Genomic DNA, 19,053 nt, shown 5'->3' on the forward strand with positions numbered 1-19,053 from the left:
ATCAACGCAGCTGTCGCAGGGCGCGGCGGGCTGCGCGGGCCGCGTCGATGACGTAGCGAGTCGCGAAGGCCTCCTGGTCGACGAGGCCGAGCGCGCCCATAGCCGCGCGGATGCTGGCGCGGGGGTCGTCGTCGACCAGTGGGACAGGCTCGGCGTGCCCACCGGCCAGCTCGAGGAGCTCCGCGGCCTGCATGCACTCCAGGGCGATGTGTGCGGGGACTTGCTCTCGGTCGGCGCCGACGGCGTCGAGCAGGGAGGCGGCGTAGCTGAGCGGGTCGATGCTCGCCTCGACGGTCACGGCGGCTCTCCTTCACTTGGTGGACTGCACCGAGGCTGGGTCGCCGCGGCCGGTGAGTGGGGATGTGGCGATCAACCTGTGGATCGCGGCGGGGCTGTTTACGACCGGTCATCTGGGCGGCGGCGTGGCTGGGCCGCCGTCCGCATCGGGAACGGGCAAGGCGGCCGGGCAGTCGTCGAGCAGTCGCCAGTGCAACTCCCGCGCCGGATGCCGGTCGGGAAGCGGGGCGGCGGCGAGGCCGGGCAGCCCGGCGGCAACGTCGTAGCCGGCGGCCGCGGCGCGGGTGAGGGCGGCGGACAGAGGCCACCAGTCCGGGCCGTCCAGGAGGCGCGGATCGATCCGCCGGGCGACGGCCTCCCACGCCGGGTCTGCAGGCTCGTCGTCCCGGCGGCCGACCGGCTCGCTCTCCATCTCGGCGGCGACGCGCACGATCTCGGCCGCGATGGCGCGCCGCCGGGCCTCGGGCATGGCCTCGCACCACGCGGCCAGCAGTTCCGGAGTGTGGCGAGTCATCCACTGCCGGCTGACCCGGACGCCGCCGAGCAGCGCGACCCAGTCGTCGGACCGGTCAGGGCGCGGAGCAGCACTCATCGGGTAGCTCCCTCGCCGTCGTCCAGTGTGACTGTGTCCGGTGCCCCGTCAGATGACTGGGCCCCGGTGTCGGCGTCGAAGCGGCGGCGCCGCTCCGCGACGGCGGACGGAGTGCGGTAGTCGGCGTCCCAGGAGCGGGCCGGCCAGTCGACATGTCGGCCGGGTGGGCAGCCGAGGCCCTGTCGCTCGTTCATGCGGGCGTAGAAGCCGGGCAGGGCGTAGCGGTGCCACTCCTCCATCGGATGGGGAACCGTGGCGTCGGCCGCCGCGGCCCGCATGCACGCGAGGACTGCCAGCTCGCGGACCAGTGCCGGGTGGGCCGGCCAGCAGGAGGGGACGAAGTGCGCGGTTTGCCAGGCGTAGGTGTGGTTGAGCCAGCCGGCGACGTCGTCGATCCACGACCACAGCTCCCGGCGCACTTGGGGAGAGCAGGTCGCCGGGTCCCACGGCCGGTCTAGCAGCCCGTAGGCCGATGGCTCGAGCCCGGACACCTCGGCCTGCCGCAGCATCTCCAGCGCGTGCCGGACCCAGCGCGGCGGTCGCGGAAACGGGGGCGCCAGGAGGATCTCGGTCACGACACCTCCCAACTCGCGGGCATGGTCCCTGCGGCTTCAGCCGTCGGCTCGGAGGGGCGGCGGGGGCGCTCCCCTCCCCCGGTGCCGCGGCCGCGGGCGGCCATAACCCGGTCGCGGGCGGCCGCCTGGGCGGCCAAGAGCGTGGCGCCCCGGCGCCCCGTGAGGCACCGGGTCAGACGGGCGATCAGCGGCGGCGCGTTCTCTGCGAGCACCAGCGCCCGGCCGGGCGGCAACAAGCGGATCTCCTCCGGCCGCAGCACCGGGGTGTCCTCGCCGTGGGTGGACCGCGCCCAGCCGGCGCCCCGGTAGCTGTAGGAGGAGCGGCGCACGCGGGTCCGGCCGATCAGCTCGGAGAGCTCGCGGTAGAAATCGCCGTCCTTGCCGCCGCCGAAAGCGATCACGACGTTGGTGAGGCCGAACAGGGCCCGGGCCTCGTGCTCGCCGTAGAGCAACACCAGCTGCCGCCAGGTCTGGGCGGCGTAGATGTAGCTCACGCCCAGGGCCCGGTCGTTGGCCATGCGAGTGCGCAGAGTGGGCAGCGGCGCGGTGGACGGCAGCTCGTCCAGACAGGCCAGCAGCGGCGGGCACAGCCGGCCGGTCCGCGAGCCGGCGGCGAGTTGGAGCGCGGTATCGAGGACGTGCTCGGCCAGCGCGGTCAGCAGCGGGGACGCGGAGGCGTAGGGGTCGTCGCGCCCGAGCAGGTAGACGGTGCCGCCGGCAGCGAGGAGACCGGCAACCTCGGTGGCCGGCCGGCCGGGCCCGGGAGTGCAGCGGCGGCGGATGTCGGCCTGGAAGAACAAGGCCAGCGCCTGCTGGACGGTCGTGGCGGTGTTCCCGGCGGTGCGCGGGTCGCCCTGCATGGCGCCGTGCAGCAGCCCGTCCCACAACGGCGCGGCCTGCGGGTGGCCCCGCAGGATGTCGGCCGGGGCGGTCGCGGCCTGCGGATGGGCCGCCCACTCGAGGACGTGCTCGACGGTGCCACCGGTCAGCGCGGCGGCGTGGAAGTAGGCCTGCAGCACCTTGGCCGCCTCGAAGGCGTAGAAGCGGGCCGCGCCGTCGGAGATCCCCCCGGTGACCGCGCCGGCGACGGTGCCGGCGGTGAACGCCTTCGCCCGACGCTCGGCGACCATCGGATCTCCGCAACCGGCGACCGGGTCCCACACCAGCTCCGGCACGCCCGGGACCGAGCCGAACGGATCGCACACGGCGACCGGCCGCCCGCCGTCGGCGCGGGCGTCGAGGGTGAGCAGCAGGTCCTCGGCCTTGGTCAGCGTCACCAGCGCCGCGCCGGGCGCGTCCAGGAGCGCCGGTGCGAGCAGGTCAAGGGTCTTGCCCGAACCCTGCGGGCCGTAGATGCCGGTGGTCCGGTCGAAGGGCACCCACAGCTCTCCACCGGCGGGGACGGCGCAGACGCCCAGCCGCCAGCCCACGCCATCCGACTCGGGGGACCGCCCGCCTCGACCCGCGGAAGTGGGAAAGTCGGGCCGGACCACGGCAGCGGCGCGACGCAGCCGGGAGCGGCCAAGCACCTGCTCGACTTGGCTGCGGTCGGCCATTCCGCTCGGCGTCCCGAGCAACCGCCGTCCGGCCCAGACGGCACCTCCGCTGGCGACGAGGAAGGCGACGAGCAGGACCGCGATGACGGCGTAGACGGCGGGGGTGCCGGGCAGCGCCGCCGCCTGGCTCGCGTCGAGGCCGGTGTCCGGATCCCCGACCAGCAGGCCGCCGATCGAGGCGGTCAGGGCGGCGCCGTCGGTCGGCCAGACCCAGCCGCCGCCGTCGAGCACCGCGGCCACTCCGCGGCCGACAGGCAGCAGCAGCGCAGCAGCGGCCAGCCAGGCGCTGACGGCTGCAGCCGGGACCTCCCAGCTCGCCGGGCCCACGTCTGCGCGCGCGCCGACGCCGGTCATCGCCGCCGTCCGTACGGCGTCCGGTGCATGGCTCCTCCTGTGGGTCGGAAAAGGGGGCACGAGCAGGTCAGCCCGGGTTGGACGCATTCAGGTCCACGCCGCGATCGGCCAGCCACGGAACCGGGTCGAGCGGCGCGCCGTCCTGGCGGACCTCGAAGTGCAGGTGGACACCGGTGCTGTTGCCGGTGGATCCCTGGAAGCCGACCAGCGTCCCGGCGCCGACGTGCTGGCCCGCGCTGACCGTGTAGGTCGAGAGGTGCCCGTACCGGGTGGTCACCCCGCCGCCGTGGTCGAGCTCGACGAGGTTGCCGTAGCCGGCCAGCCCCAGGCCGCCGTCACGGTCGCAGTAGGCGCTGGTGCAGGCGGCGGTGATGACGGTGCCGCCGCCGGCGGCGTAGACGGGGCTGTCGCGGGGGCCGGCGATGTCGACGCCGGCGTGCAGGGTGCCCCAGCGGGGCCCGGAGCCGGAGGTGACCTGACCGGCGGTGGGCCGGATCCAGGATCCGGCGGGCACCGGAAGGTTCGGGCAGACGCCGGACGCCCCGCGAGCAGGGTCGGCAACGATGGCCTGGGCGGTGGGCCACAGCATGCCGGTCAGCTCGCCCGCGAACGGCGCCCAGCGGGCGTAGGCGCCGCCCGCGGCCGAGACCTGCACCTCCTGGGCTGCCTGGGTGAGCGGGATGGTCCGCCAGTTCGGCACCTCGACCAGCCGGTCGTAGAAGGCCGCAGCGGCGTAGACGGGGTCCATCAGCTGGGCGACGGTGCCCCAGCCGGCGATCCAGCGCTGCTGGAAGGTGTTGACGCTGTCGTGGTCGGAGCCGAGGCCGTCGTGCGCGTGCTGGAGGCTGGTGGCGGTCACCGCAGCCTGCTCGGCGGTGAGTTCGGGGCTGCTGCCGTCATTGGCCAGCATCCGGATCCGGGACTCCTGGTATGCGGTGGCCAGCGCCACGGTGGCCGCATAGGGGTCGAGTCCCTGCGCCGCGGCGACGGCGACGATGGTCTGCGCGTGACCCATCTGGACGGCGTCCAGCTCGATGCCGGCGACGGTGCCCCGGGTGCCGCCGATCGAGCAGCGCGACGATGCGGCCGCTGGCTGGTCGGGTGCGGCCAGAACGGCGAGCGGGATTAGCAACAGGGTGAGCCCGGCGAGCACCGGGAGGGCGACCGGAGCGGCGGCCTTCCACAGCCACGCCCGCGCCGCGCGCTCCGCCGCGCCGCTCATCGCGCTCCCCCGGCGGTGAGGGCCTCGTTGGTGTAGGTCAGCCGCAGCTCGGGCTCGGTGAGGACGGTCTGCACCTTGAACGCCCGGTCCCCGACCAGCCACAGTGCCCGGCCCTTGCCCGCGACGGCCCAGCCGGTGACCACCCGCTGGGCTATCGGGGCCAGGCCGAGCAGGCTGCCGAGTTCGTCGCCGATGGCCTGGTCCTGGCCGTGCAGGACCTTGACGTCGCACAGGTGCAGCAGGTCGCGGCCGATGGCGACCGCCTGCGAGGTCGCGTCCCCGGCGGTGAGCATGTCGGAGGGCTTGTGCGCCAGCAGGATCTGCACGTCGGCGTCGCGGCGGGACAGCCGGAGGTTGGCGTCCAGGCTCTTCATCGCCTCGGCACCCAGGCGCATTTGCCGCCACGTCTCGTCGCGGATGACGATGCGCAGGTCCCCGGGCTCGGCGATCTCGCGCATCGCCTGGCCCCAGGAGTTGAGGCAGGTCAGCGCGATGCCGACGGCCTGGTCACCGAGCGGCTCGACCCGGGACAGCGACAGCGACTGGATCGGGGCGCGCCAGTCGACGGCGATGGTGGTGTGGTCGTCGAACAACCCGGCCAGGGAGCCCTTGACCAGGGCGCCGAGAGCGTCGCGGAGAGTGCGGGTGGCGTCGATGAAGTGCCGCCGGTCGGCGTAGCGGCAGCCGGCGACGAGCTCGTCGGGAGGCTCGTCGAGTGCCCGCCACAGCTGCGGGATGGTGGGCTCGGTCAGCCGGGTGGCGCCCGAGCGGTAGCCAGTGAGCAGCCGCAGCGCCTCCCCGACCGCGGTCTCCTCCACCGGGCCGAACGGCACCGCCTGCGAGCCGATCAGGCCGCGCAGCAGCACCAGCCACCGGGCGAACAGGAGCGCCTCGCGGCGCCGGGCCTCGGCGGCGTCGAGGCGGTCCCAGCCGTACCCGAGCGGGCCGAAGGCCAGCGGGTTCACCCGGGTCGGCAGGCCGTGACCGATGACGAACGGCTCCACGCCGAGTGCTCTGCAGAGGGGCTCGTACTCGTCCTTGGTGTCCCCGAGGATGAGAGTGCGATAGCCGTAGGCGAGCATCCGCAGCGCGAAGGCCTTGACGGTGGCGGACTTGCCGCGGCCGGGCTTGCCGAAGACGACGACGTTGGGGTTGGTGACCGGGAGATCGTCGTCGGTGACCCAGCCGACCGGATCGCAGTAGAACGCTCCGCCGGACAGCAGGTCGAGTCCCATCTGTGCGCCGGTGGGCGGTAGGCCCGAGGTGGCAATCAGGGGCCACACCACCGGCGTCTGCTCCGAGGTCATCCGCCACACCGACAGCGGCGCCAGCGCCGCCGCTCGGCCACGACCACGTCCGCGGGGGCCGCGGCGGGGCACCAGCTGGGTGAACGGCCCCCGTTCCCGTGCCGCGGTCTCGATCGCGGGGACGGCGGGCAGCCGGTGGCCGAAGTCGTCGAGCAGGACAGCGACGTCCCGGCCACGGCGGAAGGGACGGCGGCTCATCGTCGGCCTCTGCGGTCCGGCAGCCCAACGCCGAGGGGAATGGCGGCAGCGGCGAAGGCGGAGTCCTGCGCCAGGTCGAGTCGCAGCGGCACGAAGCCGGCGGCCCGGACCGAGGCGGACAGCCGGCGGCCGTGCTCGACCACCGGCCACGTCGCCGGCACGGTGACGCAGGCCGCCGCGGCGACGCGCACCAGAGCACGGCCGGCGGTGAGCTTCTCCTCGGCGGCACCGACCCGCTCGGTGTCCCGCCGCTGCCGGGCCCGCTGCCGGAAACCCATCCGGGCGCGCATCTCGTTGCCGGTGGTGGCGCTCATCTGCTCCCGACTGACCACCCGGGTCGCCCGGGTCAGCGGCAGCGGGTCGAGGAAGACGGTCAGGCAGCGCCGCTCCCCCGCCACCGTCGGCACGAGCACCGGGGCGAGCGCGCCGAGCACCGCACCGGAGTCGGGCAGCAGGATCGTGTCGGTCACCGACGCCCAGGCGTCGTGCAGGTAGTGCCGCACCTCGGCGCGCGCCATCGTGGGTGCCGCGGCGGCCATCGGCACCCCGGTGGCCAACTGCTGGCTGGAGGCGGCCGCCAGGTCGGCGGCGACCAGCTCGCCACGGTCACCCGGGGCGAAGCTGGTGCGCACCGCGGCGGCGAGCTGTGCGGAGTCGAGCCAGGACACCGTCGTGCAGCCGACGGGTCCACGAAGCGCGGCCTCGACCTCTGCCATCACCGAGTGCAAGACCCGGGCCCGGCCGTCCACGCCCCCGCCGGACTCCCTCGCCGCCCGGGCGATCCGTCCCTCGCCGACCACGACGGTCACGAACGCTTCGGTCCGTACCGCGGCCGGCGTCAGCGTTGCGCCCAGCAGCGCGTTGACCCGCGCGGCGAGCGTCGGCGCGTCGGGGTGGGTGTGAGTGCGTTCCCAGGCGGCGCGCTCCGCGCCGTCGTCGGGCACGGTGCGCACCTGCAGGACGAGCACGTCGATCAGCTCGGTGCGGGCGGCGAGCTCGCACATCTCGGCCAGGCCGGCGCCCATCCGGTCCCGCTCGCCCGCCTCGGCGAGCCCGATGCCGGGATGGGCAATCGACGCCACCGCTGCCCAGGTCCGTGCGGCGCAGTTCTGCACGATCACCGGCCGGGTGAACAGCTGCCCGAAGGGCGGCCCGTCGTGAGTGCGGATTCCGGCGAGCACTCCCGGCAGGTCGGCCTCGGACAGGTCGTCGGCCGTCCCCGCTCCGGCCCGTGAGCCGAACGCCGCCCAGCCCATGGCTCCTCCGATCGCGTGCAGACAGAGGTCGCCGAACCAGCGGCCGGCGGCACGGCCCCGGATAGGCACCAGCAGCACGGCGGCCAGCAGCGCCCACACCGGCAGCCAGCCGACGAACAACCCCCAGGCCTGGCCGTTCAGGGCCAGCAGCGCCGGAACGCCGGCGAGCGTCACCAAGGCCAGCTGCGTGCCGGTCATCCCCAGGAACCAACCGGAGACGTCCTTGGCGTACTCGCCGTAGCGGTGTGCGCTCATGCGGCACCGTCGTCGGCAGGAGAGTCAGGCCGCCCCCGCGGAGCGGGGAGGTCGGATTGGGGAGACCCGCCGCGTCCGGCGCCGTTGGCCCGCTCCGCGGGCCAGCCAACAGCCGCTGCGCCGTCGGCGAGGGACGACCACAGCGGATCAGGAGTCAGGGGGTCTTGGCCGTCCCCGTCCGGACGCGGCGACGCGTCGTCCTGTCGTGAGAGCGCGGTTGCGCGAGCGTGCCCGTTTCCCGCCACGGAAGCCCGGCCCCGAACTGACTGCCTGTAGTAGGGCGCGGTGTGTCCGATGCCAGCTCCGGAGAGGACGTCGGCCGCCGAGGCGGCCACCCCAGCGGCCAGACGGCCGGCCGTGGAGGTGCCCGTTGTCAGCGCACGCAGCGCGCCGGCGAAGCGACCACTGGTCGCGGCGTCGGCGGTCGACTCCCCCTGCGCGCGGTCTCCAACCAGCTCTGCCGCGGCTCCGGAGGCCGCAACCCCACCGGAGGCGGCGACAGCGGCGGCCCCCGCAGCACGACCACCTCCCCCGCCGAGATTGCCCAGTGCGCCCATGACTCCGCCAGAGGCGGCCAGGGACGAACGCAGAGCCGCGCCGCTGGAGGTACCGGGGTCGACAAAGGCCAGCAGCCGGAACAGCGCCAGCGGGCAGATCGCGCCGAGCAGAATCAGCAGGCAGCCGACCACCGCCATGCCGACCGCTGCCTCTGTGCTCGTTTCCTCGGCTCCGGTGACGATGCCCTCGGTGATGGTGACGCCGACACCAAGGATGAGGACGGCGACCGGGGCGACCAGCAGTGCGGCGAGGAACCAGCGCAGGCTGCGCCAGAACCAGGCGCTCGAGGACTGTGCCAACAGGCCGCCGGCCGAGATGGCCGAGGTCGCCGCCAGCACGATCAACGCCGCCTCGCGGACCAGCATCAGCAGCAGGTAGCCGACGCTGGCCGGCACCAGGAGGAAAATGGAGCTGACTCCGAGAACGGTGGCAACCGTGCCGTTGACCACGTCGCGGCCCACGCTGATCGACGGGTCAAAGGCGGCCAGAGTGTCGATGTCGAGCAGGCTGCGCAGCAAGGCGGTGATCAGCCCGGAGACGCCGGTGACCAGCAGCGCCGCGATGCCGACGTAGCTGACCCAGACCAGCCCGAACTGCAGCAGGCCGATGAGCAGCCGGCCGAGGCTCTGCCCGTCCCGGCGTGCCGCCGCGACACCGAGTTGCACCATGGCCATCAGCGCAGCCACGGCCGCGCCGATGCCGAAGGTCACTGGATAGACCCCGGCCAGCGGGCCCCCTGCGGACAGGTCAGGGGTGGCGAGCGCGTCGATCACCGAGAAGGCCAGGCCCAGTAGCCACAGCCCGGCCTCCCACAGCGACAACATGGCGCTGATCCACACGTCGGCGACCACGGCTCCGGCCGCTTCACCGATCACGCAGAACGGGTTGGTCGGCAGACACGACAACGCGTCCTCGGCCGATGACGGATCGGCCGGGAAGGCGACCACCACCGCCGTGTCGGCCAATGCGGGAGCGGCGACTGCCAGCCATCCCGCCGCCGCCAGCAGAACGACGACCAAAGCTCTGGGCCCGACCCGACTACGCCGTCGTGGCTGTGGGCTAGGCATGGCGCAGATCCCGCCAGCCAGCCGCGATCGCGGTGTCGGTACCCGGCCAGACGGACGGCGCCGGCGCGGGCTCCGGCCCGGCACCGATCATCCACCGGTCCCCCACCCATGCCATGCGCTGGCAGTCGGCGATCGCGATCCGCGACGTCTGCTCGACGGTGACGGTGAACTCGAGGTTTACGCACACCACCGCGAACTGCGGACCCACCGTTCCCTTGATCAGCCCCATCGCCGGTCGGACAACGATGGCCAACTGCGGGGACCCGGCACCGGACAGCCCCGCCGCCGACAGAAGGCTCGCCATGCCAGCCACCCCGGACCACGACTCCGGGGTCGGGCCGCCAGGGGCAGCCCACTCGGCGATGACACGCCGCACACCGTCCATCGAGCCGGTCTGCATCGCCGTCACGTCGATCGCGGCCAACTGCGCCAGGGCCCCTTCCGAAGTGCGGGGAAAGCCGGTGGGCACGTCAGCCGGGCCGTCGGCCGTGGTGCGCGGCAACTCGATGACACCCGCCGCCTGCCGCGACACCGGACCTGGCAGCGCGTCGTCCGGGTCGGCGGTCGGCATCGGCGTCGCGGCCAGGGCATCTTGGGACGACGTATCCGTGGAGAGTGAATCTCCCTGTCGCGCAGCGTGCGCTGAGCCTGACTCCTCCTCGGTCAGCGCCCCAACGACTGCGAGGACCACGCCGGCCAAGACCGCTAGCGCGACGAGGGCGGCGACCACGACCAGCGTGAGAAGTCGACCAGCTCCCCACCCAGGGATAGCGCTTCCCTGGACGTCTCGGTGGCGGCGCATCACGTGCACCCGCTGCCGGTGATCGAGTCCAGGATGACGAGGATGACCGTGTAGGCGATGGCCACCATCACCACCACCGCGACGCCCATGGCCCCGTACCGGGAGGCGTGCGGATGGGAGAAGATCCGCCCGACGAGGATCGACCCGAGGGACACGACCGCGCCGATGCCGATCAGCGCCAGCACGCCCCACTTCACCCAGGCGGTCACATCGTCGGCGAAGGCTTCCATCCCGGGCGGTGCCTGGGGGCAGACCGCCGCGCTGATTTCGGCCGGCGTCGCAGTCGCCGGCCCGGCATCCAGCACGACGAACCCGGCAAGGACGAACACCACGCTTGATGCGGCCCGCACCGCCACGGCGGTGCTCCTGCGTCCGGCGGTCACGGAGTCTCCCCCGCCGGGGCCACGAGTGCGGCCAACGACCGGCCGGCGGCCGCCACTGGCTTCGGTAGCCGGTCGCCGGTCAGCCCGGCAATCTGCAGTTGCCGGTCGATCGGCACTGGGACCACCTGCCCCCGCGACCGCAACTCACGAAGCCGCGGACCGCAGCTGACCTCCACCAGCCGGGGCCAGCGGGCCGGGCCCACTGCGGCGACCGCCGCCTCGCCGCCGACGGCGGCGAGCAGCTGCTCGGTCTGCCGGACCGACGGCACCGTCACCCGGGTGACGACGACGACCATCGCGCCGCCGACGACCGAACCGGGTGGATCGAGCAGCGTGCGGGTCAGCGACCAGCCGGCATCGACCACCCTCAGGGGCTCAGCGTCGTCGGTCTCTGGTGGCGGCGGAAGCACTCCGTCGGCCGGATGCCGAGTGAGGCGGACGACGTCGAGTCGATTCCGGCGACCGCGCCGCCAGGCCCCGTCCGTGCCCATCTCGATGGCCGGGGCCGCCACCAAGCCCGACTGGACAGGCTCGGCATAGTCGACCAGCTGCACACGCCTGGCTTCCGCCAGCCCTTCGGCCACGGCCAAGGCGACCGTCGAAGCGCCGGCGCCGGCGTGACCGGCCATCACCAGGACGACAGGATCGCCGACGTTGGACGCCACCCACGGGATCGAACTGGCAGCCGGCCGGGAGGCAGCGACAGGACCCGCAGCGCGCGACGCCTGGCCTCTCCAAACGACGTCGAGATCGTTGAGGTCGTCGAAGTTCCCTGAGCGGATCGCGATGACGGCCGCGCGCATCGCCTCGACCGTCATCGGCCGTGCTCGACGAGAAGTCAGTGGGTCCGCGATCGCCATCGATCCCGACGGCGGCGCGTCACGGCTCATCCGACCGCGCCGCGGTCCCCGACGCGGGGTTGGGCTCTGCATGCGCCGACCGTGTCGTCCGGGCCTCCAGAAGTCCTCCAGTTAGCAAACTGGAGAGCGGTCATCGGCCGAGGTGAAGTGTGTGCCGGCGCTGGGGTGGTACCGAACGACTCTCACCGGCGGACGACTGGAGGATTACCGGAGCCCCGACGCCGCACGCCGGCGGATGCCGGCCCTCGATCGGGTTTCGGTCAGGGACGCTGGGCACCCTGCCGTGGAGCGCCGACCGCGCGCCGTGGAACCCCGTGCTTGTCCAGCACGCGGCGGACTGCGGTGGGCGAACGGTCGATCAGCTCGGCGATCTGCCGCAGCGAGCGGCCGGCGGCGTACTCGGCGAGGACGAAGGCCTCCAGCTGCGTCTGCAGCCGCAGACTGGGCACGGTGCCGGTGCGGGCAGTACCGGCGAAGGCGGGCAGCGGGCGAAGCTGTGGCCGCGGCGGATAGGGCATGGCTGGATCAGTGCCGAGCCGGCCAGGCGATCAGCGGTCCCAGCCGGAGGTCGGGGTCTACGCCCTGGCCGGCCGGAGCGCAGTGATCGTGGCTGCCGGCGGCGTGCGCAAACGCAGCGAGCACCAGGCCGAGTCTGCGACGGTCCAGCGCCACCACCACGTCGGCAAGGTCGACCGGCCGGCCGTCGGCGAGGCTTACGGCTACCCGGAGCACCGCAAGCTCCTCCGGGCTGCCGGGCAGCCGCCCGTCGGCGAGGGCAGCGTCGAGCTCGGCCCACTCAATGCGCGCCCACATCTGCCCGCCGACCGGCTCGGCCTCCACCGTGATCATCCCAGCGGCGGGCAGATGAGCCGGCCAGTAACCGTCGTTGGCGAGCAGCAGCACGGCGGCCTCGGCGGCGTAGTCACCGACCGCGGCATTCAGCAGCGCTGACCTCTACCTCGTCGAGGTCGAGGTCGGCGGCGATCGGGTCGATGATGACCAGCGTCTCTCCTTCCATCCCGAGGGCCTGCGCACTCGAGTGTGGTCAGCAGGTACGACACCTCGACCTGCCGGCGAAGGTCCCGGACGTCCCGGACTGCGGTTCGTCCAGGTTGGACGCTTCCCTCGTTGTGGTGGATGCAGCCAGCGGCCGTCGTCACGAGGCACGGTCGAGGAACTGCCGGCGGGCGCGGTTGATGGTCTCCGCGGTGCTCATGGGCAGGTCCATCTCGTCCTCACCGTCGTGGACGGCCACGATGCGAGCGACGTAGGTCTCGGCCTCGGCGCGGTTGCCCTGGTGGTAGGCCACCCACATCGCGTCCAGCAGCACTTGTTCGTCGTCCGGCGCCACAAGCAGGGCGGTGGCCGAGGCGGTGCCGGCGGCGGCCAGGTCGCCGTCGGCGAGGGCGGCGGTGACGACCTGGTGGGCGACGTCGCAGACCGCGGCGGTGAGTGTGAGGTCCAAGCCGTCCAGCCACTCGTAGCCGGCCGGGCGCTGGGCGAACGGCGAGCCAGACACCAGCTGAAGGGCGGCCAGCAGGTCGGGCAGGCCGTCGTTTCCGCGGACAGCGGCGCGGGCGCGCAGCTGGCGGAAGAGGTCGGCGTCGACAAGCACGCCGGTCAACGTGTAGCGGCCGCGGTGGCCGGAACTGACGTGCTTTTGGCCGGTGGCGGGATCGGTGCCCAACCAGGCGCGGGCGCCGGCGGTGACCCGGTGGACGTAGGCGCGGGCGCTGACCGGGTCGGCCCTGCCGCCGCGGGCAGGCTGCAGCGCGGTGGCGGCCTCGTCGGCGGTGGCGCCGTGCGGGCGGGTGGCGAGGTAGGCGACCGTCTCCTCGTAACGGCGCCGCAGCCCGGACCGGGCGACGGCCGCCTCATCACCGTGCGCGCTCAGGGTGACCGGTCCGAGCAGCGTCAGCCGCGGCCGGGCGCATTCTGGCGACCACCAGTCGGCGAGATCGCGGTCGAGTTGGGCGAGGTCGTCCTCGATCCGGCTGCGCATGTCGGCTGGCGCCGCACGCCCCGGCGCCTCGGCGGCATCGCTCGCCGACGACGTCGTTCGGGCGGCAATGTCGGTCGGCGAGCGCGGCGTGGCATCGCCTGCTGCAGCAGTGGTGGACCTGCGTACGACCGTCTGCGGGGCGGCCAGTTGGACCCGTGGCTCGGTGATGCCCGAATCGGATGCGTCGTTGCGGAGGGCGCCGGCGGCGTCGGTGTGCACCTGCCAGGGGCGGTCGCCGGCGGCGACGGGGATTGGGTCGTCATTGGAGTCACGCTCGAAGGCCAGCAGCGTGGCGATGTCGCGACCCTGCTCGGCGGTCAGTTGTGGAGCCGGTAGCCGCAGCCCCAGTGCCGGAATGAGCAGCGACCCGTCGTCCGTCAGCGTCAGCAGCCACTCGTCGCCGGCCTCCCCCGCGTCGACGCCGAGCACGAGTGCGACCGCGGCGCGCCGCTCGCGGGCGGGCAAAGCAGCGGCGGCCTCGGTCAGTTCGCCGCCCTGATCTGGCGTCTGTGGGTTGAGGACGACCTGCGGCATCCAGCCGTCCCCCGCTCCGGCCCGCAACCGCCCGTCCAGCACGTCGTCGGTGTCGCGCTCGGCCGCTTCCCGCAGCGCGGCGTGCAGAGCGGGATCGTTGGCGGTGTCGGTCGGTTGGACCCGGTGCGGTGCCAGGTCGAGCAGTTCCTCGCCGAAACCAACGGTGGTGACAGTGAGGTGGTCCGACCAGCTGTTGACGGCCAGTTCGGCGGCCAGGTGCCGGGCGAAGTCCGTGCGGCGGTCGGCCGGTCCGGTCACGTACACGGCGCCGAGGCGTTCCAGGTCGAGCAGCCAACGGTCGCCGCCGTCGGTCCCGATGGTGACCAGGGTCGGATATGGCGCCAGGCGAGCCCGGACCACTTCGGTGGCCACGCCGGTGTCCCGGTCCAGCCGCACGAACCACCACAGGCCGGTGTCATCGGCGGTCCACGGTTCGGGCGGCGGACTGTCGGCCGGGGCGTGCAGCCGCAGCTCGAGCCGGCCGCCGTGCAGTCGGGCGGCGACAACGTCGGGCATCAGCCCGTCTGGGTGCTCGGAGATCCGGACGGCGAGTCCGCGCAGCGCCAGGTCGAGCGCGTCGTAGTCGGCCGTACCCGCGTCGGCCGCCGAGGTGACGACCGTCTGGGTGGCCGACAGCCCCTTCGGGAGGGGAATCAGCCGTCGGCCAGGGCGGCGGCGGCGCAGCCGCTGGCGGCGGTGCGCCAGCCACGTCGCGCCCACGCCTGCGGCGAGCAGTGCCCCGCTGCCGGCGAGAACGGCCGCCAGTTCCGCCGGGAACTGGTCCCCGTCGGCATCGAGGGCATCAGCGTCGACTGCCGACTGCACCGGTTCCTCGGCTGGACTCTGCGATGTCGGCGAGGCGGCGGAGGTCGATGAGGGCTCCGCCGGCACGGCTGGCTCGTCCTCATGCGGCGGGGGTGGCGGCGGTGCCTCCTCAGCCGGTGGTTCGGGGGTGGCGGGCGAAAAAGAGCCAGCGGCTGCCGGGTCTACGGGCGGGAGGTCGAGGACCTGCCCGGGGAGGATCAGGTCGGGATCGGTGAATCGGCCGCCGCCGGGAAGGGGTTCGCCGGCATTGAGGGCGTAGATCGGCTGCCAGCCGTCCAGGCCGTGTTGCTCGGCGATGTCGGTGAGGGTGTCGCCGGGCCCCACGGTCACCTCGCCGGCCGTCCTGTCGACCACGGGGACGCTGGCGTCGGGCGGAAGGATCAATACCCAGCCCGGACGGATCAGCCCCGGGTCGATGAGGATCGCGCCGTCAGGCTGGGGCCGGCCGCGGTTGAGCTCGAGGATTTCCTCGAAACGGGTCCAGTCGCCCAGGTAGCGGGCGGCGATGCGGCCGAGAGTGTCGCGCGGCTGCACCGAGTAGGTCGGACCGGCCGCGGGAGGTGCGGTAGGCGGGGTGTCGGCTGGCGGGGCGGGCGCCGGCGGCGGCTCCTCGTGGTCAAGCGGCTGTTCGGCGACGACCGGCGGACCGGCCACGGCCGGAGCGGCCAACAGCGGTGCGCTGGCGAAACCGAGGACGGCGGCCACCAGAAGGCCGGCGAGCTGCTGTGGGACCGCCAGGCCGGGCAGCCGCAGCGGTGGCAGTCCGCGCAACTGACTGACGAGCTCGACGGCCACCGACAGGGCGAAGCACGCCCAGGCACTCCAGCCGATCACCACGAGCAGTCCGAGGAAGACGGCGCCGGTGTCCGGTCCGCTCAGCGCAGTGGTCACCTCCACCCAGGAGGGCAGCTCGTCGGGCAGGTAAGCGCCACCGAGGTGCCATAGCGCAATCGGGACGCCGGCGACGGCGGCCGCCAACACCAGAAGGGCGAGCAGCTGGCGCAGCACGTCGAATGCCCGCGGTGGCGTGGTCATGGGCCCGCTCCCCCGTTCTGGCCGGTCCCTGTGATCAGGTCGGCGGTGCCGGAGCCCTCCACCGTGAGGGTGGAGATGCCGATCAGGCCCAGGAAGGTGGTGGGCTGGGTGATCGTGGTGGTCACGTACAGGGTGTCGCCGTCGACGACCGTCACCGCGCCCTGCACGTCGTTGCGGTCGAGGTAGTCCTGCGCGGCGGCGACAGCGGCGGTCGGGTCGACCTGCACCTGTCCGGCGAGGGCCGCGGAGATGTCGAGGGCCTGTCCGCCCGCGCGCGCCGCCTCGTCGGCGATGGCGTTGGCGCGCTGGGTCGCGGCCACCTTCGCGCCGCCGTCGACGGCCAGCCCGATGATGAGCAGCAGCCCGGGAACGAGAACGGCGAGGAAGACACTGATGGCGCCGCGCTCTCCGTCCGGCCGCCGGTGTCCGTGGTAGCCGGTCATCGTTCGCGGTAGGCGTCGATGGGGCTGATGAAGGAGGCTTCGACGGTGACCGAGCCGGGGAGGCCGGGGGCCAACAGGTCGGCCATGCCGACCACGCAGGTGATCGACACCGTGACGTCGCCCGGCTGGCCGAGCGGGGCTTGGAACCCCGCGGTGTCGACGTCCACCGTGGTGCGCTCGCAGCGCAGATCCTGAGCGGCCAGGGTGCGCTCCGCCTGGGCGCCGGCCCGTGCGGCGGCGGTGGCAGCGTCGCGGGCGAGCGATGCCTCCCGCGCGGCGGCTCGTGCGGCCTCTTGGACGGCACCCTCGGCGATCTGGGTGCGGCCGGCGACGACGGCGAAGGACAGCAGCAGGAGGAGCGCCGGGGCCAGCAGCGCCAGCTCGACCGACACCGACCCCCGCTCCCTGGCCTGGGCATTCATGGCGTGGGCCGTTCCACCGGGCCGACGGCGGTCTGGGTCACCGACCAGCCCGACAGGCCGGGGAAGAGGCTGAGCGAGCTGCCGGTGACGGTCACCTCGATGCTGCTCGGCGAGCCGGTCACGGTCACGTTCCGGGCGACGAGCAGGTCCTGCGCGGTCTGGTCGAGGAAGCCCTCGGCGGCAGACTGGGCGCGCGCGGTCGAGGCAGGCTGCACGCGGCCCTCGCGGGCGCCCTCCTGGGCGGCGCCCAGCGCGATCGAGCGGGCGTAGAACCACAGAGCCGCCTGGATCAGCGTCATCACCAGCAGCAACACCACCGGGAAGGCGACCGCCAGTTCCACCGACGCCGCACCGCGCTCGCCCGACATCCGTCGGCGCCCCACGCCGCCGGCCCGGCTGCCCGTAGCAGGGCAGGGCCGGGACACGGCCGCAGGGCCACACGGGCCGGCGAGGTGAGGCACGGGCCGGGCTACTGGATCTGGGCCGACCGAGAGGTGACCGCGTTGGCGATCACGGCCACCAGCGCGACGGCGATGCCGATCAGCGCCACAGTGATGATCACCTGCTCGACCGACAGCGAGCCGCGCTCCGGCTCGTCGCGGAGATCGCGCAGCCGGTCGCGCAGCTGCGCGCCGACGACGGTCAGGAGAGTGAGTATCGAGGTCATCGGGGTTCCTCTCGGATCGGGGTCACCGGGTCAGGTGGCCATGAGACGGGCCAGGGCGGGATAGAGGAAGAGCAGCAGAAAGGCGATCGACAGCAGGGCGACGGGAGCGGTGAGCTTTTCGCTGGCGGTGTTGGCCGCCGCCTCCTCCTCGGCCAGCAACTGGACCCGCAGCGACTGCGCGCGCGCCCGCAGCGTCGGCGCGATCGACGCGCCCTCCGAGGCGGCGACCTCGGCAATGTCAGCCACGTCGGCCAGCTCACCAACACCGGTGTCGGCGGCCATTCGGCGCAGGCCGTCCCACGGCGGATCGCCGGCCAGCCGGGCGGCGACCAGGGCGTCGGTGATCCGTCGGAACACCCAGCCCTCCCCCACGCCGGCGGCCCGCTCCAGGGCGATGGTGGGGCCCTCGCTGGCGTCGCGGCGCAGGCTGACCAGATCCAGATAGGACGCCAGCGCCCGCCGCATCTGACCGCGGGCCTCGGCGGCCTGGTCGCGCACGACCAGGTCTACGACGAGGAACAACACGCCAGCCAGCGCCAGCGATCCGGCCACCGGCACCACCACCGGCAGCCGGACGCCGGTCATGCCGAGCACGGCGGTCAACAGTGGAACGAACACCGCGCCGAAGGCGGCCAGACCGACCTTGCGGGCGGCGTAACCCTCCGGCGTCCAGCCGATCAGCGTCAGCGCCTGGGACGGCGCGCTCCTCCCGGCGGCGGGCAGCCGGGCGGCGGCCCAGGCACCGGCGCGGCCGGTTGCGCGTGCCCACCGGTCGCCTCCCTCCGGCATCGGCGCGACCGGGACAGGAGCCGCGCCCCCGTCGAGGCGGGCCAGCGCGTCGGCCAACCGCGGCTGCTCGACCACGAGAACAACCCGCAGCAGCAGGAACGCTCCGAGACCGACGAGCGCGCCGGAGCCGATCAGCAGTGCCTGGATGCCGCTCATGGGACCGGCAGCTCGTTCGGCTCGAGACCGAGAACCCGCAGGCTGCGGTCGGGATCGACCAGGAAGCGTGGGGACGGCGCAGGGGCGGTGAGCCGGCGCATCCACAGCAGGCAGGCGACGATCAGCCCGGCGATAGCGGCCAGCACCAGCTGCCCGACTCCCGTGCCGTAGGGAGCCAGGTAGTCGCCGTTGAGCGCGGCCAGCGCGGATGCGGCGACGGTGATCAGCAGCAGCCACCGGGCATTCGCGCGGGGCTTGGCGCGGTCGGCCTCGACCTTGCGCCGCATGGTTACGTCCTCGGTGAGGCTTCCCGCCAGCTCGGTCAGCACCCGTGCCAGCCCCGGCCCGCGCAGCTCCGCACCCAGCAACAGGGCGGCGACGACCAGGTCCCCGGCGGCGTCGTCGAGATCGTCGGCGAAGGCCAGCAGCGCCCGGGACGTCGGCCAGCGCGCCTGAAGCCGCGCGGCCAGTGCCGCTACCTCCGCCGCGATCGGTTCGGGAGCGGTGCGGGCCGAACGAATCAGCGTCTGCTCCAGCCCCCGCCCGCAGCGAGTACGTCGGAGGTGCGGCGCACCCACTCCTGCAGCGCCTCCAGCCGCTCCACGGTGGCGTTGCCGCCGGAGAACTGCGCCAGCAGCCACGGCACACCGATCACCGCCAACCCGGTCAGCACGCCAGCGACCGGCCAGCCCGAGGCCAGCCACACCACCGCCGCCGCAACGGCGGCGGCCACCCACAGCGCCCGCTGCCGCCGCACCGCCGGGCCGTCGGCCCGCGCCGTCGGACGCGGCTGGCGGCGCCGCGGCCGAGCCGGCGGTTCGGGGGCGGTGAGGGCGTGGGCGGCTAGGGCGTGTCTCCAAAGACTCTGGTCCAGATGGTGATGGCTCGTAGGACGGCG

Annotated in this window: 21 protein-coding genes; all 21 read right to left on the reverse strand. The window is 73.7% G+C overall.

The annotated features are described in order from the left end of the window. Position 1 precedes the first annotated feature (1 nt). Positions 2–298: a hypothetical protein gene (locus UXQ13_RS11160; RefSeq protein ID WP_097197041.1), complete on the reverse strand. Its 297-nt coding sequence runs from the start codon at positions 296–298 to the stop codon at positions 2–4. Between the two features lie 108 nt (positions 299–406). Beyond that, a complete protein-coding gene (locus UXQ13_RS11165) occupies positions 407–889 on the reverse strand; it encodes a hypothetical protein (RefSeq protein ID WP_097197040.1) in 483 nt (160 codons plus the stop codon). Continuing rightward, on the reverse strand, positions 886–1,464 hold the full coding sequence (locus UXQ13_RS11170) for a hypothetical protein (protein ID WP_097197039.1): 579 nt from the start codon (positions 1,462–1,464) through the stop codon (positions 886–888). The genes UXQ13_RS11165 and UXQ13_RS11170 overlap by 4 nt, the downstream gene beginning before the upstream one ends. Continuing rightward, entirely contained in the window at positions 1,461–3,374 is a 1,914-nt protein-coding gene (locus tag UXQ13_RS11175; protein WP_097197038.1) for a type IV secretory system conjugative DNA transfer family protein, read from the reverse strand. The genes UXQ13_RS11170 and UXQ13_RS11175 overlap by 4 nt, the downstream gene beginning before the upstream one ends. A gap of 67 nt (positions 3,375–3,441) precedes the next feature. Continuing rightward, positions 3,442–4,596: a M23 family metallopeptidase gene (locus tag UXQ13_RS11180; RefSeq protein WP_097197037.1), complete on the reverse strand. Its 1,155-nt coding sequence runs from the start codon at positions 4,594–4,596 to the stop codon at positions 3,442–3,444. After that, positions 4,593–6,101: an ATP-binding protein gene (locus tag UXQ13_RS11185; protein WP_097197036.1), complete on the reverse strand. Its 1,509-nt coding sequence runs from the start codon at positions 6,099–6,101 to the stop codon at positions 4,593–4,595. The genes UXQ13_RS11180 and UXQ13_RS11185 overlap by 4 nt, the downstream gene beginning before the upstream one ends. Then, positions 6,098–7,612, reverse strand: a complete 1,515-nt coding sequence (locus UXQ13_RS11190; RefSeq protein ID WP_097197035.1) for an SCO6880 family protein — start codon at positions 7,610–7,612, stop codon at positions 6,098–6,100. Before UXQ13_RS11190 ends, UXQ13_RS11185 begins: the two co-directional genes overlap by 4 nt. Beyond that, complete coding sequence (locus UXQ13_RS11195; RefSeq protein ID WP_225232359.1) at positions 7,609–9,189, reverse strand: hypothetical protein; 1,581 nt, start codon at positions 9,187–9,189, stop codon at positions 7,609–7,611. The genes UXQ13_RS11190 and UXQ13_RS11195 overlap by 4 nt, the downstream gene beginning before the upstream one ends. A gap of 40 nt (positions 9,190–9,229) precedes the next feature. Next, positions 9,230–9,967 (reverse strand): hypothetical protein, encoded by a 738-nt coding sequence (locus tag UXQ13_RS11200; RefSeq protein ID WP_318249959.1) that lies wholly within the window; start codon positions 9,965–9,967, stop codon positions 9,230–9,232. A gap of 71 nt (positions 9,968–10,038) precedes the next feature. Beyond that, the gene (locus tag UXQ13_RS11205; RefSeq protein ID WP_225232360.1) at positions 10,039–10,422 is read right to left on the reverse strand and encodes a hypothetical protein; all 384 of its coding nucleotides are present in this window, start codon (positions 10,420–10,422) and stop codon (positions 10,039–10,041) included. Next, entirely contained in the window at positions 10,419–11,240 is an 822-nt protein-coding gene (locus tag UXQ13_RS11210; RefSeq protein ID WP_097197032.1) for a hypothetical protein, read from the reverse strand. The genes UXQ13_RS11205 and UXQ13_RS11210 overlap by 4 nt, the downstream gene beginning before the upstream one ends. 302 nt (positions 11,241–11,542) lie before the next feature. After that, entirely contained in the window at positions 11,543–11,800 is a 258-nt protein-coding gene (locus tag UXQ13_RS11215; RefSeq protein ID WP_097197031.1) for a helix-turn-helix domain-containing protein, read from the reverse strand. A 7-nt stretch (positions 11,801–11,807) separates the two neighbouring features. Then, on the reverse strand, positions 11,808–12,185 hold the full coding sequence (locus tag UXQ13_RS11220; RefSeq protein ID WP_225232362.1) for a hypothetical protein: 378 nt from the start codon (positions 12,183–12,185) through the stop codon (positions 11,808–11,810). Positions 12,186–12,438: 253 nt separating this feature from the next. Beyond that, entirely contained in the window at positions 12,439–15,678 is a 3,240-nt protein-coding gene (locus UXQ13_RS11225) for an AfsR/SARP family transcriptional regulator (RefSeq protein ID WP_097197029.1), read from the reverse strand. Next, positions 15,675–16,121, reverse strand: coding sequence for a TadE/TadG family type IV pilus assembly protein (locus UXQ13_RS11230; protein ID WP_014375313.1), 447 nt, complete (start codon positions 16,119–16,121; stop codon positions 15,675–15,677). The genes UXQ13_RS11225 and UXQ13_RS11230 overlap by 4 nt, the downstream gene beginning before the upstream one ends. After that, positions 16,118–16,513 carry a TadE/TadG family type IV pilus assembly protein gene (locus UXQ13_RS11235; protein ID WP_236825405.1) on the reverse strand — a complete coding sequence of 132 codons (396 nt, stop codon included), beginning with the start codon at positions 16,511–16,513 and terminating at the stop codon, positions 16,118–16,120. Before UXQ13_RS11235 ends, UXQ13_RS11230 begins: the two co-directional genes overlap by 4 nt. 26 nt (positions 16,514–16,539) lie before the next feature. Further along, positions 16,540–16,884 (reverse strand): TadE family protein, encoded by a 345-nt coding sequence (locus UXQ13_RS11240; protein ID WP_097197073.1) that lies wholly within the window; start codon positions 16,882–16,884, stop codon positions 16,540–16,542. A 128-nt stretch (positions 16,885–17,012) separates the two neighbouring features. Then, entirely contained in the window at positions 17,013–17,210 is a 198-nt protein-coding gene (locus UXQ13_RS11245; protein ID WP_097197027.1) for a hypothetical protein, read from the reverse strand. Between the two features lie 30 nt (positions 17,211–17,240). Next, positions 17,241–18,155, reverse strand: a complete 915-nt coding sequence (locus tag UXQ13_RS11250) for a type II secretion system F family protein (RefSeq protein ID WP_097197026.1) — start codon at positions 18,153–18,155, stop codon at positions 17,241–17,243. Continuing rightward, on the reverse strand, positions 18,152–18,733 hold the full coding sequence (locus tag UXQ13_RS11255) for a type II secretion system F family protein (RefSeq protein ID WP_225232365.1): 582 nt from the start codon (positions 18,731–18,733) through the stop codon (positions 18,152–18,154). The genes UXQ13_RS11250 and UXQ13_RS11255 overlap by 4 nt, the downstream gene beginning before the upstream one ends. Continuing rightward, entirely contained in the window at positions 18,676–18,912 is a 237-nt protein-coding gene (locus tag UXQ13_RS11260) for a hypothetical protein (RefSeq protein WP_336392297.1), read from the reverse strand. The genes UXQ13_RS11255 and UXQ13_RS11260 overlap by 58 nt, the downstream gene beginning before the upstream one ends. Positions 18,913–19,053: the final 141 nt, after the last annotated feature.

It is taken from the genome of Klenkia terrae (assembly GCF_037083865.1).
Lineage (GTDB): Bacteria > Actinomycetota > Actinomycetes > Mycobacteriales > Geodermatophilaceae > Klenkia > Klenkia terrae.

Excerpts from the sequence above, each read along its gene's own strand:
- UXQ13_RS11165 (WP_097197040.1), bottom strand. The coding sequence starts at position 889 with ATGAGTGCTGCTCCGCGCCCTGACCGGTCCGACGACTGGGTCGCGCTG.
- UXQ13_RS11175 (WP_097197038.1), bottom strand. The coding sequence starts at position 3,374 with ATGACCGGCGTCGGCGCGCGCGCAGACGTGGGCCCGGCGAGCTGGGAG.
- UXQ13_RS11180 (WP_097197037.1), bottom strand. The coding sequence starts at position 4,596 with ATGAGCGGCGCGGCGGAGCGCGCGGCGCGGGCGTGGCTGTGGAAGGCC.
- UXQ13_RS11185 (WP_097197036.1), bottom strand. The coding sequence starts at position 6,101 with ATGAGCCGCCGTCCCTTCCGCCGTGGCCGGGACGTCGCTGTCCTGCTC.
- UXQ13_RS11190 (WP_097197035.1), bottom strand. The coding sequence starts at position 7,612 with ATGAGCGCACACCGCTACGGCGAGTACGCCAAGGACGTCTCCGGTTGG.
- UXQ13_RS11210 (WP_097197032.1), bottom strand. The coding sequence starts at position 11,240 with ATGACGGTCGAGGCGATGCGCGCGGCCGTCATCGCGATCCGCTCAGGG.
- UXQ13_RS11215 (WP_097197031.1), bottom strand. The coding sequence starts at position 11,800 with ATGCCCTATCCGCCGCGGCCACAGCTTCGCCCGCTGCCCGCCTTCGCC.
- UXQ13_RS11225 (WP_097197029.1), bottom strand. The coding sequence starts at position 15,678 with ATGACCACGCCACCGCGGGCATTCGACGTGCTGCGCCAGCTGCTCGCC.
- UXQ13_RS11230 (WP_014375313.1), bottom strand. The coding sequence starts at position 16,121 with ATGACCGGCTACCACGGACACCGGCGGCCGGACGGAGAGCGCGGCGCC.
- UXQ13_RS11245 (WP_097197027.1), bottom strand. The coding sequence starts at position 17,210 with ATGACCTCGATACTCACTCTCCTGACCGTCGTCGGCGCGCAGCTGCGC.
- UXQ13_RS11250 (WP_097197026.1), bottom strand. The coding sequence starts at position 18,155 with ATGAGCGGCATCCAGGCACTGCTGATCGGCTCCGGCGCGCTCGTCGGT.